Raw genomic sequence first — 15388 nt, 5'->3', positions numbered from 1 at the left:
GACCGAACCATGAACGACTGTTACCTATCCATCCGGTCTGTTCTGTTACCCATCCATCCGCTGGACATCTGTCATGCCGCACCAGTTCGGTCTACTCTCGCGGCAGAGACAATCGGGAGCAACCGATGACCGCCATCAAACCGTTCCGCATCGCCGTCAGCGACGACATCCTCGCCGATCTCAAGTCGCGCCTCGCCCGCACGCGCTGGCCGGAGGCGGAGCTGGTCGACGACTGGAGCCAGGGCGCGCCGCTGAAGTGGATCCGTGAGATCTGTGCCTATTGGGCGAACGAGTATGACTGGCGCGCTCGTGAAGCCAGGCTCAACCGCTTCGCGCAGTTCACCACCGAGATCGACGGGCTCGATATCCACTTCCTGCATGTGCGTTCGAAAGAAGCAAACGCGCTGCCGCTGATCATCACCCATGGCTGGCCCGGGTCGATCGTCGAATTCCAGAAGGTGATCGCGCCGCTGACCGATCCCGCCGCGCATGGCGGCAATCCCGCCGACGCCTTCCACGTGATTTGTCCCTCGCTGCCGGGCTTCGGCTTCTCGGCCAAGCCCAGGACGACCGGCTGGGGCGTCGACCGCATCGCCGCGACCTGGGCGACGTTGATGGCGCGGCTGGGCTATGCGCGTTACGGCGCGCAAGGTGGCGACTGGGGCTCGGCGGTGACGACGTCGCTCGGCGCGCAGGACCCGGCGCACTGCGCCGGCATCCACATCACGCTCGCCTTCAACGCGGGGCCGAAGGTCGAGGGCGAGCCGACGGCGGAGGAGAAGCGCGCGCTCGCCGGCCTCAAGCACTATGTCGATCTCGACTCCGGCTATTCGAAACAGCAGTCGACGCGCCCGCAGACGCTCGGCTATGGCCTGACGGATTCGCCGAGCGGGCAGGCGGCCTGGATCCTGGAAAAATTCTGGGCCTGGACCGATTGCGACGGCCACCCCGAGAATATCCTTGGCAGGGACGAGCTGCTCGACAACGTCATGCTCTATTGGGCGACGGAGACGGCGACCTCCTCCGCGCGGCTCTACTGGGAGAGCTTTGGCAAGCGCCGGACCACGCCGAAGGTGACCGTGCCGACCGGCGTTGCGGTGTTTCCCAAGGAAATCATCACGCCGGTGCGGCGCTGGATGGAACCGAATTTCTCCGGCATCACCCATTGGAGCGAGATGGAGAAGGGCGGCCACTTCGCCGCCTTCGAGCAGCCGGAGCTGTTCGTGCGCGATGTCAGGAAGTTTTTCGCGACGGTGCGGTGACTTTCTCTCGCAGTCATTCCGGGGCGATGCGCAGCATCGAACCCGGAATCCATCAAGCGGCGTTTCCTGTGGCCCGATGGATTCCGGGCTCGCCCTGCGGGCGCCCCGGAATGACGTCGCGGGACTTGTTCTGAGCCCCTGTGGCTTTAGACTGCACAATGAAAAGATATCGGGAAACGATCCAGGCCCATGCTGACCGAAGCCAAGACCTACGACGAACTCGTTCGCAACTTCCGCTGGGACGTCCCTGATCGCTTCAACATGGCGGAGGCGTGCTGCGATCGGCATGCCGACGGAACGGGTCGGCTCGCGCTGATCTATGTCGACGAGAACGGCGCGACCAGCCGCACCTCCTTCGACGAGGTCGCCGAGATGTCGCGCCGCCTCGCCAATGTGCTGAAGGCGGACGGGCTCGTGCGGGGCGACCGCGTCGCGGTGTTCTTGTCGCAATCGCTGGAATTGCCGGTCGCGCATATGGCGGCGTTCCGCTCCGGGATGATCTCGATCCCGCTGTTCGCGCTGTTCGGCGAGGACGCGCTGGAATTCCGCCTGTCGAACTCGGAGGCCAAGGCGATCGTCACCGACGAGAGCGGGTGGGAGAAGCTTGCAAAGATCCGTGATCGCCTGCCGCAGTTGAAGACCGTCTATATCGTCGGCGCGCGTGCGCCTTCGGGCACGACATCGTTCTGGGACGCGGTAAAGGCAGCATCACCCGACTTCGCGCGCGTGGACACCTCGTGCGACGATCCCGCGCTGATCATCTACACCTCGGGCACGACAGGTAATCCAAAGGGGGCGCTGCATGCGCACCGCGTCGTGCTCGGGCATCTCCCGAACGTGGAGATGTGTCACAATTTCCTGCCCCGGCCCGGCGATCTCATGTGGACGCCGGCGGACTGGGCCTGGATCGGCGGCCTCGTCAACGGCCTGCTCGCGTTCTGGTATCACGGCATTCCCCTGGTCGGCCATCGCGCGCGGAAATTCGAGCCGCAGGCGGCGATGCAGATGATGGCCGATCTTGCCGTGCGCAACGTCTTCCTGCCGCCGACCGCGTTGAAGCTGATGCGGCAGGCCGGGGTGAAGCATCCGGGCGTCAAGCTGCGCAGCATCTTCACCGGCGGTGAATCGCTCGGCGGCGAGCTGCTCGGCTGGGTGCGCGAGACCTTCGGCATCGACGCACATGAAGTGTTCGGCCAGACAGAGTGCAATCTCGTGATCGGCAGCAACTCCAATTTGTTTCCGATACGCCCGGGGTCGATGGGCAAGGCGACGCCGGGCTTCGACGTTCGCATCGTCAACGACAAGGGCGAAGAGCAGAAGCGCGGCCAGCGCGGCATCATCGGCGTACGCCAGCCGTGCCCCGTCACCATGCTCGAATATTGGCGCAATCCGGAAGCAACCGCGAAGAAATATGCCGGCGAGTTTCTGCTCACCGGCGATCTCGGCGTGCAGGACGAGGACGGCTATTTCTGGTACGTCAGCCGCGAGGACGACGTCATCACCACCGCCGGCTATCGCGTCGGCCCCTCCGAGATCGAGCATACGCTGATGAAGCATCCCTCGGTGGCGATGGCGGCCGTGGTCGGCATCCCCGATCCGATCCGCACCGAATCGATCAAGGCCTGGATCGTGCTGCGTCCCGGCTTTGCCGGCACCGATGCGCTCGCCCGCGAGATCCAGGAGTTCGTCAAGGTGCAGCTCGCCGCCCACGAATATCCGCGCTTCGTCGAATTCGCCGAGACATTGCCGATGACGGCGACGGGCAAGGTGCTGCGGCGCGAGCTGCGCGCGAAAGGCTAGCTTTCACACCATGGCAAAGGCGTCTCAAGCCGCGGGACTTCACCGCGCCTCGCTCGACAAGCTGCACGATCTCGATGCGGCGCTGGAGCTGATGTACTACGGCTGGCGCGGCATGACGCTCGAGGCCGACGAATACCTCGCGAAGCAGGGCCTGTCGCGCCCGCACCACCGCATCCTCTATGTCGTGGCGCGCCGGCCCGATATCGCGATCGGCGCGCTGCTCGAGGTGCTCGGCATTTCCAAGCAGGCGCTCAACCGGCCGCTCAATTTGCTGCTGGAGCGCAAGCTCGTGACCTCGAAGCGCGCGCCCGAGCAGCATCGCTCGAAGCTGCTGCGTCTGACAGCGGCCGGGCAGCGCATCGAGCAGCGCGCCTCCGACCACGAGCGCAACGTGATGCGCCAGGCGTTCGATCGCGCGGGGGCGTCCGGCACGGCGGCCTGGATGGCTGTCATGGGGGCCATCGCCGACCACAATTGACGAATCTCAAGTCAACATGGTTGACATGAGGCGCCGGCTTTGCCACTTTCCTCGCCGACAAGCGAGGGGAGGGCCGCCTCATGAGCGGACATGCAATGAATCACGCGGCGGCCGGACCCTTCGTCGCGGCCTGGTGCGCGAGCTGGTGCAGGGTCGATATCGATGCCGTCGTTGCGCATTTTGCCGAGAACGCGCAGATGCGCAGTCCGCTGGCTTTGACGCTGACCGGCTCGCCGGTGGTGAGCGGCGCCGAGAACATCCGCGCCTATTGGCACAAGGCCTATGGCCACATCGAAAGCGCCGATCTGAAGATCCTGAGCTGGAGCTGGGACGATCGCATCGCGCGCCTGGTCGTGTGGTGGCAGCTCGGCGACACGCGCGCCAGCGAGTTCATGGATTTCGACGATGCCGGCCGCGTCGTCCGCAGCGAAGCCTTCTACGGAAAATGACCATGCGCCTTTCAGATATCGTCCTGCTCCTCAACACGCTGTGGTTCGTCGGCGCCTTCGTCCAGTTCAGCATCGCGCAAACCAACACGCTGAAGATCCTGCTGCCGCGGGAAGAGCGCGGCAATCCGATCGCGCCGACGCTCGCGGCCAGCGTGGCGTTCCTGGGCGGGATGAACCTGCCGATCGGGCTGTTGTCGTTCTACCTTCTGGCCGCGCGTCCGTCCTTCTTCCAGCCGGTCGAGGCGCAGCTCGCGCTGTTCCTGTTCTTCTCCGCCTGTCACTTTAGCCAGTTCGTCTACAACCTCCCGATCCTGATGCGCGGCGGACGGGTCGGGGTTGCCTATTGGCCGGTGTTGAAGGGCCCGATGCTCAAGATCTTCGTCATCGACGCGGGCCTGTTCGCGGCAAATCTCGCGGTGGCGCTCCGGCTCGCGATCGCGTCCTGAGTTACCGCGACGGCTCGGAGAGCGCGGCCCGCAGCATCGCGGCGAGGTCCTTGCGGCGGAACGGCTTGGTCAGGATGCGGGCGTCGCCGATTCCATCGGGCGACTTGACGGGATTTTGGCTGTAGCCGGAGGTGAAGAGCACCTTGAGGCCGGGCCGCAATTGAATGGCCTGCCTCGCCAGCTCCGGCCCGAACATGCCGCCGGGCATCACGACGTCGGTGAACAGCAACTGGATGTCTCCCGCCTGCCGCAGCACGTCCAGCGCGGCGGGGCCGTTCGAGGCCGTGATGACGCGGTAGCCGAGCGCCTTCAGCTCGTTCTCGACATAGGCTCGCACCATGTCGTCGTCCTCGACGACGAGGACCGTCTCGTGGCCGTCGGGTGCGGTGACGCGCTCTGCGGGCAACGGCTCCTCGTTCGCCGGTGTCGCGAGACGGGGGAAGAACAGCTTGACGACGCTGCCTTGCCCCGGTTCGGACTGCATCTGCACGAGGCCGCCGGATTGCTGCGCGAACCCGTAGACCATGCTGAGGCCAAGGCCGGTCCCTTTGCCCACCTCCTTGGTGGTGAAGAACGGCTCGAACGCGCGCCCCAGCACTTCGCTGCTCATCCCGCTTCCGGTATCCTTCACGGCCAGCATGACGTAATCGCCAGGATGCGGCTCGCCGTTGACGTCGAGATCGGCTTCGCCGAGCGATGCGTTGCGCACCTCGACCGCCAGCTTGCCGCCGTCGGGCATCGCATCGCGCGCGTTGAGCACGAGGTTGAGCACGGCCGTCGCCAGCTGGCCGGGATCGACGCTGGCGAGCCAGAGATCCGGTGCGAAGGTGAAGCTGGACTCGATGTGCTCGCCGAGGGTCCGGCGCAGCAGTTGCTTCATGCCGGTTATCTGCTCGGCGATGTCGATCTCTCGCGGCCGCAGCGGCTGCTTGCGCGCGAAGGCGAGCAGGCTCCGCGTCAGGTCGGAGCCGCGCTCGGCGGCGGTCGCGATGTCGTTGGCGATCCGGTGCAGCTCCTTGTTGCCTGCCAGCCTGTCGGCAAGGTGCTCCGAATTGCCGAGAATGACGGTCAGGAGATTGTTGAAATCATGCGCCACGCCGCCGGTGAGCTGGCCCATGGCTTCCATCTTCTGGGACTGGCTGAGCTTGTGGCTAAGATCCGCGATGGCGGCGCGCTGCTGCTCCAGCGATTCGGCCGTGCCGTTGAGCAGGCTCATCAAGCCGCCGAGCTCGCCGCTCGGATGAGGCTCCGGAATGCGCGCGCTGAGATCGCCGCGCCCGAGGCTCTTCGCCATCGCGGCGAGCCGCCCGACCTGTCGTCCGATGCTCACGGTGGTGAGGATCCACAGGCCGGCGAGCAGCAGCAGCAAGGCCACGGCAAGAATCGCCATGTCCTCGTAAAGCCGGCGGTTCGCCGCCGCGACCAGCTGGTCCTTGGACCGTCCGACGAGAATATAGAGTCCGGCCTTGCGGATCGAGGGCGAGCGGGCAACACCCCAGATCTGTGTGCGGCCCTCGCGGTCGGTGACCTCCCGGAACGGCTCGCCGTCGGGCGCCGCCGCAAAGCGGAACAGGTCGGAGCCCGCGATGGATCCGCCAATGGGCACGCTCCAGCCGCCGCCCTTGGGGGCAGCCAGCACCGTCCCCTTGGCGTCGAGGAGCAGGATGTCCTTCTCGGCGAGCAGCCGCTTGTCGTGAAACTCCGCGAACTTGTTCAGATTGAAGGACGCAAGCAGCACGAATTTCAGCGCGCCCGCCTCCGATCGCACGGGATAGGCGATCTGCAGCACCGACAGGCCGGTGAGACGGCCGAACACCGGCTCCACCGCGACGACGCCTTGCAGCCCCTTCACCTGCTTGAAATAGCCGCGGTCGTTGAGGTCGAGTGTGCGGTTGGTCCGCAGCGAGTCGCAGAACAGGCTGCCGTCGGGCTCGATGGTCAGGATGCCCGTGAACTGCGGATATTCCTCGCGAACATCGGACAGGAACGCCGAGCACGCCGCCTTGTCGCGCGTGTCGAGGTCGCGGGCACGGGCGAGCCCGTAATGGAGCTGGGCGGTGCCCTGGATCTTCTCGTCGAGATCGCTGGCGATGTCGTCGGCGGACGCAGCCAGATTGGCCAGCGCCGCGTCGATCTCGCTGGTCCTGTTCTGCACGAAGCGCAGCCCGACCAGGATCGCCGGCACCAGCATGGCCGCGATGACGAGGATCAGTAACCGGGTACGCAGGTTCATCGGTGGGGCGGTCCGCTCTCGGACGAGGGGGCTCGGAGGTACAATTTGCGGCACGAACATCTGCCCAGTCCATAGCCATTGGCGCGGAAATCGCACCCATGGTCAAGGATTTCACACCGCGTGCATCGTGTCCTCGCCGCTACCTTCCGCGCCGGCCGGCATCAAGTTGCGCCCGCGCGCGGTGGCGCTAATATCACGGCATGCGCGCGACGACAGATCGCGCCGATATGCGGAGGAAGCTGATGTCCATCTCGGGCAAGGTCGATCCGGTGGTGCGTCCGGTCGCCGTGACCGACATCGCCGAGGCGCTGGTCGAGGGCCTGCGCGATTTCCAGGCGCTGCCGCTTTACGGCCTCTGCTTCGGCGGGCTCTACGCGGCCGGCGGCATCGCCATCATGCTGTGCTTCACCGCCTTCGGCATGGTCTATCTCGTCTATCCCCTGGCGGCAGGCTTCGCCCTGATCGGCCCGTTCGTGGCGATCGGCCTCTACGAGGTGAGCCGCCGCCGCGAGCGCGGCGAGCCGGTGTCCTTCGGTGCGATCTGGTCGGCCGTGCGCTCGCGCCACGAGATCGGGTGGATGGCGTTCGTCACGCTGTTCGTGTTCGTGGTCTGGATGTACCAGGTGCGGCTCCTGATCGCACTGCTGCTCGGCCTGCACGCCTCGTTCTCCAGCTTTCAGGAATTCATGACGGTGGTGCTGACGACCAACGAGGGCCTGCTGTTCCTCGGCATCGGCAATGCGGTCGGTGCCGCGCTGTCGCTGATCCTGTTCTCGCTGACCGTGGTGTCGTTTCCGCTGCTGCTCGACCGTGAGGTCGATTTCGTCACGGCGATGGTGACGAGCGTGCGTGCGGTCATGACGAGCCCGCTGCCGATGATCTCGTGGGCCGCCGTGATCGTGATGCTGCTGATCGTCTCGTCGCTGCCCTATTTTCTCGGGCTGATCGTGACGCTGCCCGTGCTCGGGCACGCGACATGGCATCTCTACCGGCGGCTGGTGGCGCCGGTGTAGCTTCGCTGCCCTTCTTCCTTCTCCCCTTGTGGGAGAAGGTGGCGCGAAGCGCCGGATGAGGGGTATTTATCCGCATGCACTGATGCGAGAGAATACCCGCGGAGAGAGATCCCTCACCCGTCTCGCCGCTATCGCGGCTAGCCACCCTCTCCCACAAGGGGAGAGGGAAAGAAGCGGCCGTTGTCCGGCCGTCTTCATCTACGGCGTCTTGATCCCCATCGCCTTCAGCGCTTCCAGCATCTTCACCGGCGGGGACATCTTGATTTGCGGCGCCTTGCCTGTTTCGAGCAGGCTCTTCAATCCGGAGAGGATCGCAGGCCAGCCGGTGCGGCCGCCGGAAAGGATATCGTCACTGAGCGCGCGGTCGTGGCGTTCGCTCATGGTGAGACGGACGGCTTCACCGGCTGTCTCGATCTCGTAGGTGACGAGCGTGGAGCCGAGCTTGGCGACGAGGTCGGGCCAATTGACGTTCCAGCTCACCGTGAGCTTTCTCGGCGGATCGTATTCGAACACCTCGCCGGAGATGTGCTCGGAGCCGTCGGGTGCGCGCACGACGAAACGGCCGCCGAGCTTCGGCTCCATCTCGACCGCAAAGCCGGAGAAATACTTTCGGCTGAACTCGGCCGAGGTCAGCGCCTCCCACACCTTCTCCGGCGTCGCGGCGATGTAGATGGTGTAGACGGTCAGCGGCTTGAATTGATCGATGTTCATCACGCAAATCCTTCGATGCCGAGCGCTGCGGGCGGGATCGCCGGTGCCCTGCCGGTCTCCAGCAGGCTCTTGAGACCCGACAGGATGGCGGGCCAGCCCCTGGAAATGCTGTCGAGAAGCTTGCTGCCCGGGGCGAAGCCTTCATGCGTCACCGTCAGCTTCACGAGATTGCCGCAGGGCACCAGGGTGAAGACGACCTTGGTCGCAGCTTCGTTCCGCATCTCCTCCATCAGCTCGTGCTTGAACGTGTAGGAGAGCCGACGCGGCCGGTCGGCCTCCAGGATCTCGCCGGTGTCCGTGACCTTGCCGCCCATCACGAGCGCGAAAGGCGAGCCGACCTTCCAGTCGGACCTGACTTCGGTGTCGAACCAATAGGCCCTGGTGAATGCGCTGCTGGTGAGCGCCTCCCACAGCTTGTCCGGCGTGGTCTCGATATAGGTGACATAGACGAATTCCGGCTTACTCATCACGCTTCTCCAACTGGCGTTTCAATTCGCCGAGCGCGGTGAGCTTGCCGCGCTCGAATTTTTTGATCCAGCGTTCGCCGATCTGATGGATCGGCACCGGGTTGAGGTAGTGCAGCTTTTCACGGCCGTGCCTGATGGCCGTGACGAGGTTGGCTTCCTCTAGGACCATGAGGTGCTTGGTCACCGCCTGCCGCGTCATCGCGAGGCCCTCGCAAAGTTCGTTCAGCGTCTGGCCGTTCCTGGCGTGAAGCCTGTCCAGCAGCGAGCGTCGCGAGGCGTCGGCGAGCGCTTTGAAGACCTCATCCATGGCGGTGACAATAGGCAACCAAATAGTTGCATGTCAAGGGTCGCTTCATTCCGGGGCGGCGCGTTAGCGTCGAACCCGGAATCTCGAGATTCCGGATAACCGCTGCGCGGTTTCCGGAATGACACCTTGAGAAATCGTGTTTTGGTCGATCGCATTCGGCTGTGTTAGCCTCGAAGCTCAGCCAACACAGATTGGTTCCGGGAGGACATCGATGTTCCGTTGCGTTCTGACTGCTGCAAGCCTCGTCCTTCTCGTATGCAGCACCGCCGTTCACGCGCAGAAGCAAACCATCGGTGCGCCGCCTGAAGCGTCCAACATGAAGCTCGTCGGCAGCAATGATCTGCAGGCCCGCAGCGCCTATCAGCCGACCATCCATCACCAGGGCGATCGCTGGATCGCCTATATCGGCCATCACGGCGGCACCGACGACGTGCCGGCTCCCGTCAATCCGATGACGGGCAAGGCCGAGCCGAACGGAACCTCGATCGTCGACGTCACCGATCCCGCGCGGCCGAAATATCTGCGGCACCTGCCGGGGCAGGAGGGCAAGTACGAATCCGGCGGCGCGCAGATGGTGCGGGTCTGCGACGGCAAGACGCTGCCGAAGGGCGATCCCAATGCGGTCTACATGCTCAGGACGTTCGGCGGCGAGGCGCACGAGATCTGGAACGTCGCCGATCCCGCGAGCCCGGTGCTGATCACGCGGATCGGCGGCTTGAAGGACACGCACAAGAGCTGGTGGGAATGCGGCACCGGCATTGCCTATCTCGTTTCGGGCGCGCCCGACTGGCGCACGCGGCGGATGACGCAAGTCTACGATCTCTCCGACCCCGCGCGCCCGCAGAAGATCCGCGACTTCGGCTTGCCGGGGCAGGAGCCCGGCTCGACCGGCGCGGTGCCGACCGAGTTGCACGGGCCGATCTCGACCGGGCCCGATGGCAACCGCGTCTATTTCGGCTACGGCACCAACAAGGGCGGCATCCTGCAGATCGTCGATCGCGACAAGCTCCTGAACGGGGCGAAGGAGCCGACCCCCGAGAATCTGCGCTATCCCGAGATTGCGCGCATGCCGATGTCCGCCTTCAACGGCGCGCACACGACCTTTCCTATGCTGGACATGCCCATCGCCGAATTCTCCGAGGACAAGGACGGCAAGACCCGCGACATCGTCATGATCGTGGACGAGGCGATCCTCAACGAATGCGGCGAAGCCAGGCAGATGGTGTGGTTCGCCGACGTCACCACCGAGACGCGGCCGATGATGATCTCCAGCTATACCGTGCCGGAGGCGAGCGGACAGTTCTGCCAGCGCGGCGGCCGGTTCGGCGCGCATTCGTCCAATGAGAGCATGGCGCCGGTCTATTACAAGAAGATGGCTTTCATCGCCTTCTTCAATGCCGGCGTGCGCGCGCTCGACATCCGCGATCCCTATCACCCCAAGGAGGTCGGCTATTTCATTCCGTCGATCACGCAGGCGACCGACAAGCGCTGCATCCCGATCGAGGGCGGCGAGCGTTGCAAGGTCGCGATCCAGACCAACAATGTCGAGACCGACGATCGCGGCTACATCTACATCGTCGATCGCGCCAATACCGGCCTGCATATTCTCGAACTGACCGGCGCGGCTCGCGCGGCTGCCGGCCTGCCAAAAAACTGACGATGCGGCACGCGGCGATGATCGCGGGCCTGGCCATCGCGCTCGCTGCCTCCGGTGTCGGCGCCTATCAGCTTGCACCGTTGCCCGCGGAGCCATCGCCGCATTGGCGTGAGATCGCCTGGCCGTTCCCGCGCGACGGCTGGCCCGCAGGCCGCGCGTTTCGCTGCACGGTGGGTGGCTGCGAGGGGGCCGAGCTCTACGTCCGCGCCAAGCGCGGCTTCTGCAATTGCGACACCGGCGTTGCCGATGACGACGAGGTCGATCGCGTCGCCGATCTCGACCTCATCAGCCCGCGCTTTGCGGCGGTCGCGCCCGGCACGGTCGCGGGCGTCGCCGACATGAAGGGCCGCATCAGGCAATATGATCTCGGCATGCCTGGCGGTACGCACCACGCCGCCGGGCTCGCACTGTCGCGCCGCTGCGACCTGCTCGTCGCGGTCATGCAGGGACGCGGGGAGGCAGGCGCGATGCAGCGCGCGGCGCTGGCGTTTCTGGACACGCAGGAGATGAAGGGCTGGATGATCGCGGCGCTCGACGGAGGGTGAGGGGCGCGTGGGGCTTCCGCTTCACCGCTGTCATACCCCGCGAAGGCGGGGTATCCAGTACGCTGCGGCCTCTCCGTATCCCACGTACGCCTCGGCGTACTGGATACCCCGCCTTCGCGGGTGATGACACTGGTGATTGAGGAGCTTCCGTGGCCCGCGCTCATCCGGCTTCCGTTCCCGGCCGTCCCATGCATTAATACCTCCAAATCGCTCTCAGCCGAGTCTTCCCCATGATGTCCATGCAAGCCTATTTCGCCTTCCTCGCCGCCTGCATTGCGCTGGCGCTGCTGCCGGGGCCGATCGTCACGCTCGTGATCGCCAACGGCTTGCGTCACGGCACGCGCGCTGCGCTCACCAACGTGGCCGGCGCGCAGGCGGGCCTCGCCATCGTGATCGGCATCGTCGCGATCGGCCTGACCTCGCTGATGGCGACCATGGGCTATTGGTTCGACTGGGTGCGCTTTGCCGGCGCTGCTTATCTGGTCTGGCTCGGCATCAAGCTGATCTGGGCGCCGGTCGAGGGCGTCGAGGTCGACACGCCGCCTCCGCCGCCGCGCGGCGGCTTCTTCCTGCAGGGATTTCTGGTGCTGCTGTCGAACCCGAAAGTGCTGGTGTTCTTCGGCGCCTTCATTCCGCAGTTCATGGACATGAACCAGCCGCACTTTCCGCAGGTCGCACTGCTCGGTGCCACCTTCATGGTCACCGCCGTGATGACGGATGCGCTCTATGCCATCGCCGCCGGGCGCGCGCGAAAGTTCTTCTCGGCCCGCCGCACCCGGATGATGTCGCGCATCTCCGGCGGCTTCATGATCGGCGGCGGCATCTGGCTGGCGCTGACCCGGGCGAAATAACCCGATTTCGGGCCGGTCCGGCTTGAACCCTTCGCGGCGGCAAAGCGTCCAATCGGGCATTGCCGCCGACGAAGGATTTTTGCCGTGCCGAATTTGCCGCCGCTGGTTTACGCGATGCTGCTTGCGCCGCTCGCGCTCATCCTGATTGCCGCGATCGTCAAGACCTGGCAAGTGCGAGAGGCGCGAGGCTGGCCGCAAGCCGCGGGCAAGGTCGTCACCTCCGTGGCCGAAGTGCGCGAGGTCAAGGTGTCCGATGACGAGCGCGAGGACGGCTATCGCACCGAGAACCGCAATTTCGCGAATGTCACCTACGAATATTCCGTCGGTGGCCGCAAGCTGCGCTGCAATCGCATCTCGATCGGCGAGGACCTCGGCAATTTCCAGGTCGCCGAGAAGCTCGCGAAATATCCCGCCGGCAGCATCGTCACCGTCTATTACAATCCGCGCCACCCCGATCAGGCCGTGCTCGAGCGTGATCTGCCGAAGGGCCTGTGGGGCTGCCTCGGGATCGGCTCGGCGATCGTTCTCGCCATCATCTTCGGCTCGGTCTTCGGGCTGAACCAGAGCTATCAATATCTCGCGCGTCACATCGGCCGGCCCGATCTTGCCGGTCTCGTCGTCGCCTTCGGCGCGTTCGGCCTCGTCATCGCGCTGATGGCGTGGGCGGTGCGGCGGCAGGCGTCGATGGCGACGCGCTGGCCGGTCGTGCCGGGCACGATCAAGCTGTCGGGCGTCGAGGAGTATCACGAGGCCAGCGAGGCGGGCGAGGGGCGCGGCCTCGAGATGTTCGGCAAGCGGGTGACCTACACCTATCGCTACCAGAACATCAGCTACACCAATGAATGCGCGCGCGTCGCGGCGGAATCGCCCGAGTCCTCGGACGCGATGCTGAAGAAGCTGATGTCGCGCTACCAGGACGGTGCCACCGTCGAGGTGCGCGTCAATCCCGACAATCCGGCAGAAGCCACGCTCGACGCCCGCGCCGACGGCCGCATGGCCTACGTGCTGTGGGGCATTGCCGCGATCTTCGCCGCGCTCGCGCTGTTCGTCGCAACCCGCGGCGGCTGATATCCACCTCGCCCCGCAAGCGGCATGGCCATCGCATATGGCGCGATTTCGCCTGTGGCCATCCTTCGAGACGCCCGCCGTTGGCGGGCCCTCAGGATGAGGACCGGAGGGCGTTGCGCCCGTTTCACTAGGCTCCGATGCTGCTTAGCCTCATCCTGAGGAGACCGCGAAGCGGTCGTCTCGAAGGACGAGGCGTGCGCTCAACTCACCAACAACTCCGCCTCGATCTCGCCGAAGATCCTTGCCAGCCGTTCGGCCCATTGCTGCTGGCCCGTGTGGTCGGCGATCAGATCCTGCCGGATCTCGATGCCGGTGTTGACGAGGCCGCGCGCTTCGCCGTGGACGGGAATGGTGTAATCGGTGAGATCGCTCACGGCATAAGGCTCGTTATCGCCGACGACGAGATCGCCTTCGCCGCGCAGATGCCTTAGCAGCAGATGCGGCAGCACGGTGTCGCGGTTGTACAACGCGCCGATGTGCCAGGGCCGCGCGACGCCGGCATAAACAGGCGTGAAGCTGTGCAGCGAGACCAGCACGGTCGGCCGCCCGGCATCGCGGCGGGCGTCGATCGCAGCATCGATGCGATCGTGATAGGGCGCGAAGATCTCCCGCCGCCGCGCCTCGCGTTCTTCATCGAGGAGGGCCTCGTTGCCGGGAATCGCGGTCGCCTCGGAGATGATGGGGATCGAGCTCACCGCCGTGGGAGGCCGGTTGCAGTCGATCACAAGCCGCGAATAGCGCTGCGCGATCAGATGCGCGTCGAGCATTTTGGCCAGGCGGTCGGCGACGCCGGCAATGCCGATGTCCCAGCCGATGTGCCTGACCAGCTCGCGCTCCGGGATGCCGAGATCGCCGAGCGCGCGGGGCAACACCCGGCCGTAATGATCCGAGGTGAGCAGGAAGGGCGACGTCCCTGCCGCATTCACCTCATGCACGGGCTCGATGTCGCCCTCGCCGAGCAGCTGATCGGCCGCCTCGGCCGTGCGCACGTCCATCCTGATTGCCTATGAAACGATTACGTGTCTAAACGGAGTAACCTGATTGCACCGACGTCGCAACGTTAGAACAGCATGACCTCCGATCGCCTTTTCGTCTACGGCACCTTGATGCGCGGCTTCGACCATCCGATGGCGCGGCTGCTCGCGGGCCATGCGGATTTCCTGGGTGAAGCGACCTGCCGCGGCCACCTCGTGCTGGTGAAGCATTATCCGGGATTGCTGCTGTCGCATGCTGCCACCGACATCGTCCATGGCGAGCTGTTTCAGATGCGCGTGCCGGGCGAGCTCCTCGGCGAGCTCGACATGTACGAGGCCTGCGGCGAGGGCTTTCCGGAGCCGACCGAATATCTGCGCCAGCTGGTCGACGTGACGCGCGCCGATGGTGCCGCCGAGAAGGCCTGGACCTATGTCTACAACTGGCCGGTCACCGATCTGCCGCGCATCGAGTCCGGCCGCTTCCTCGATCACTAAGCCGATAGCACTTCCTTCACCACGCGCACGTCGACCTCGTGCTCGACATAGCTCCATTCCTCGGTCCGTCGCAGCATGCCCACGAGCTCCTCGAACAGCGAATCGTGCGCGGGGGCGAATTCGAACCAGGTGAGGAAGTCGAAGGGGCCGCCGAGGTCGCGGCAGTGGTGGAGCTGGCGCGCGATCGCGGGCAGGAAACGCATGCTGCTGGCGATGTGGTGCGACTTGTCCTCGAAGATCTTGCGGCGCTCTTCTTGGGTCAGATCCCACCAGGCCTGCGCCTTGCGGATCGGGATCAGCGCCGCGCTCGTCGCCTCCATCCGGCCGAGCCCGGCCTGCACGGTGATGAGCTGCTCCTTCTCGGCCCGCTCGGTGTAGCGCAGATTGCTGGCGACGCCGACCAGCCGCCAGGCATTGCGCGAGGGCACCAGCGGCAGCGAGACGGCCGCGCTGTCGGTCACCGACAGCGCAGGGACGAAGGGCAGGGGCTCGCCCGTCACCGGTACAATCGAGGTCACCCGCCAGCCCCCGCTCTGGCCGCCTCGGAACGTCCTGAACATGGGGGTATGGAAGCGTGGAACCGGGCGCGGTTCAAGCCTTCTGTCATTCCGGGGCGCGCGAAGCGCGAACCC

The 15388-nt window shown here is 65.4% G+C and carries 17 protein-coding genes; 11 read left to right on the top strand and 6 right to left on the bottom strand.

The annotated features are described in order from the left end of the window. Positions 1-125: 125 nt before the first annotated feature. From QRQ56_RS38590 to QRQ56_RS38570, 5 genes are all read left to right on the top strand, one after another. Positions 126-1262: an epoxide hydrolase family protein gene (locus QRQ56_RS38590; RefSeq protein WP_438747003.1), complete on the top strand. Its 1137-nt coding sequence runs from the start codon at positions 126-128 to the stop codon at positions 1260-1262. A 189-nt stretch (positions 1263-1451) separates the two neighbouring features. Beyond that, the gene (locus tag QRQ56_RS38585) at positions 1452-3062 is read left to right on the top strand and encodes an acyl-CoA synthetase (RefSeq protein WP_438747001.1); all 1611 of its coding nucleotides are present in this window, start codon (positions 1452-1454) and stop codon (positions 3060-3062) included. Positions 3063-3072: 10 nt separating this feature from the next. Beyond that, the gene (locus QRQ56_RS38580) at positions 3073-3540 is read left to right on the top strand and encodes a MarR family winged helix-turn-helix transcriptional regulator (RefSeq protein ID WP_438746999.1); all 468 of its coding nucleotides are present in this window, start codon (positions 3073-3075) and stop codon (positions 3538-3540) included. 80 nt (positions 3541-3620) lie between these two features. Continuing rightward, a complete protein-coding gene (locus QRQ56_RS38575) occupies positions 3621-3989 on the top strand; it encodes a nuclear transport factor 2 family protein (protein WP_438746998.1) in 369 nt (122 codons plus the stop codon). Positions 3990-3991: 2 nt separating this feature from the next. Continuing rightward, positions 3992-4435 (top strand): hypothetical protein, encoded by a 444-nt coding sequence (locus tag QRQ56_RS38570; protein WP_438746997.1) that lies wholly within the window; start codon positions 3992-3994, stop codon positions 4433-4435. A gap of 1 nt (position 4436) precedes the next feature. Here QRQ56_RS38570 and QRQ56_RS38565 read toward each other — a convergent pair whose 3' ends face one another. Next, positions 4437-6668 (bottom strand): ATP-binding protein, encoded by a 2232-nt coding sequence (locus tag QRQ56_RS38565; protein WP_438746996.1) that lies wholly within the window; start codon positions 6666-6668, stop codon positions 4437-4439. Between the two features lie 242 nt (positions 6669-6910). Between QRQ56_RS38565 and QRQ56_RS38560 the strand changes: the two genes are divergently transcribed. Next, a complete protein-coding gene (locus tag QRQ56_RS38560; protein ID WP_438746995.1) occupies positions 6911-7681 on the top strand; it encodes a DUF2189 domain-containing protein in 771 nt (256 codons plus the stop codon). A 198-nt stretch (positions 7682-7879) separates the two neighbouring features. Here QRQ56_RS38560 and QRQ56_RS38555 read toward each other — a convergent pair whose 3' ends face one another. From QRQ56_RS38555 to QRQ56_RS38545, 3 genes are read right to left on the bottom strand one after another with little or no spacing between them, the layout of a single operon-like run. Next, complete coding sequence (locus QRQ56_RS38555) at positions 7880-8392, bottom strand: SRPBCC family protein (RefSeq protein ID WP_438746994.1); 513 nt, start codon at positions 8390-8392, stop codon at positions 7880-7882. After that, positions 8392-8859 carry an SRPBCC family protein gene (locus QRQ56_RS38550; RefSeq protein ID WP_438746993.1) on the bottom strand — a complete coding sequence of 156 codons (468 nt, stop codon included), beginning with the start codon at positions 8857-8859 and terminating at the stop codon, positions 8392-8394. The genes QRQ56_RS38555 and QRQ56_RS38550 overlap by 1 nt, the downstream gene beginning before the upstream one ends. Continuing rightward, the gene (locus QRQ56_RS38545; RefSeq protein ID WP_438746992.1) at positions 8852-9166 is read right to left on the bottom strand and encodes an ArsR/SmtB family transcription factor; all 315 of its coding nucleotides are present in this window, start codon (positions 9164-9166) and stop codon (positions 8852-8854) included. Before QRQ56_RS38545 ends, QRQ56_RS38550 begins: the two co-directional genes overlap by 8 nt. A gap of 211 nt (positions 9167-9377) precedes the next feature. Here QRQ56_RS38545 and QRQ56_RS38540 point away from each other — a divergent pair, with 211 nt between their 5' ends. The 4 genes from QRQ56_RS38540 (at position 9378) to QRQ56_RS38525 (ending at position 13287) form a co-directional block, all read left to right on the top strand. Next, a complete protein-coding gene (locus QRQ56_RS38540; protein WP_438746991.1) occupies positions 9378-10823 on the top strand; it encodes an LVIVD repeat-containing protein in 1446 nt (481 codons plus the stop codon). Positions 10824-10825: 2 nt separating this feature from the next. After that, positions 10826-11368, top strand: coding sequence for a hypothetical protein (locus QRQ56_RS38535; RefSeq protein ID WP_438746990.1), 543 nt, complete (start codon positions 10826-10828; stop codon positions 11366-11368). A gap of 230 nt (positions 11369-11598) precedes the next feature. Then, on the top strand, positions 11599-12219 hold the full coding sequence (locus QRQ56_RS38530; RefSeq protein WP_298243353.1) for a LysE family translocator: 621 nt from the start codon (positions 11599-11601) through the stop codon (positions 12217-12219). Positions 12220-12303: 84 nt separating this feature from the next. Then, a complete protein-coding gene (locus QRQ56_RS38525) occupies positions 12304-13287 on the top strand; it encodes a DUF3592 domain-containing protein (RefSeq protein ID WP_438746989.1) in 984 nt (327 codons plus the stop codon). Positions 13288-13487: 200 nt separating this feature from the next. Here the strand turns inward: QRQ56_RS38525 and QRQ56_RS38520 are convergent, their stop codons facing one another. Then, positions 13488-14282, bottom strand: coding sequence for an N-formylglutamate amidohydrolase (locus QRQ56_RS38520; RefSeq protein ID WP_438746988.1), 795 nt, complete (start codon positions 14280-14282; stop codon positions 13488-13490). Positions 14283-14357: 75 nt separating this feature from the next. Between QRQ56_RS38520 and QRQ56_RS38515 the strand changes: the two genes are divergently transcribed. Continuing rightward, complete coding sequence (locus tag QRQ56_RS38515; protein WP_438746987.1) at positions 14358-14756, top strand: gamma-glutamylcyclotransferase family protein; 399 nt, start codon at positions 14358-14360, stop codon at positions 14754-14756. Here QRQ56_RS38515 and QRQ56_RS38510 read toward each other — a convergent pair. Then, entirely contained in the window at positions 14753-15316 is a 564-nt protein-coding gene (locus QRQ56_RS38510) for a chlorite dismutase family protein (protein ID WP_438746986.1), read from the bottom strand. The two genes, QRQ56_RS38515 and QRQ56_RS38510, sit on opposite strands and share 4 nt — an antisense overlap. Positions 15317-15388 lie beyond the last annotated feature (72 nt).

Origin of the sequence: Bradyrhizobium sp. U531 (assembly GCF_051710265.1) — a bacterium.
Taxonomy (GTDB): Bacteria; Pseudomonadota; Alphaproteobacteria; order Rhizobiales; family Xanthobacteraceae; genus Bradyrhizobium.
The sequence above is the reverse complement of the archived record's forward strand: the minus strand, read 5'-3'. Positions and strand labels throughout refer to the sequence as shown.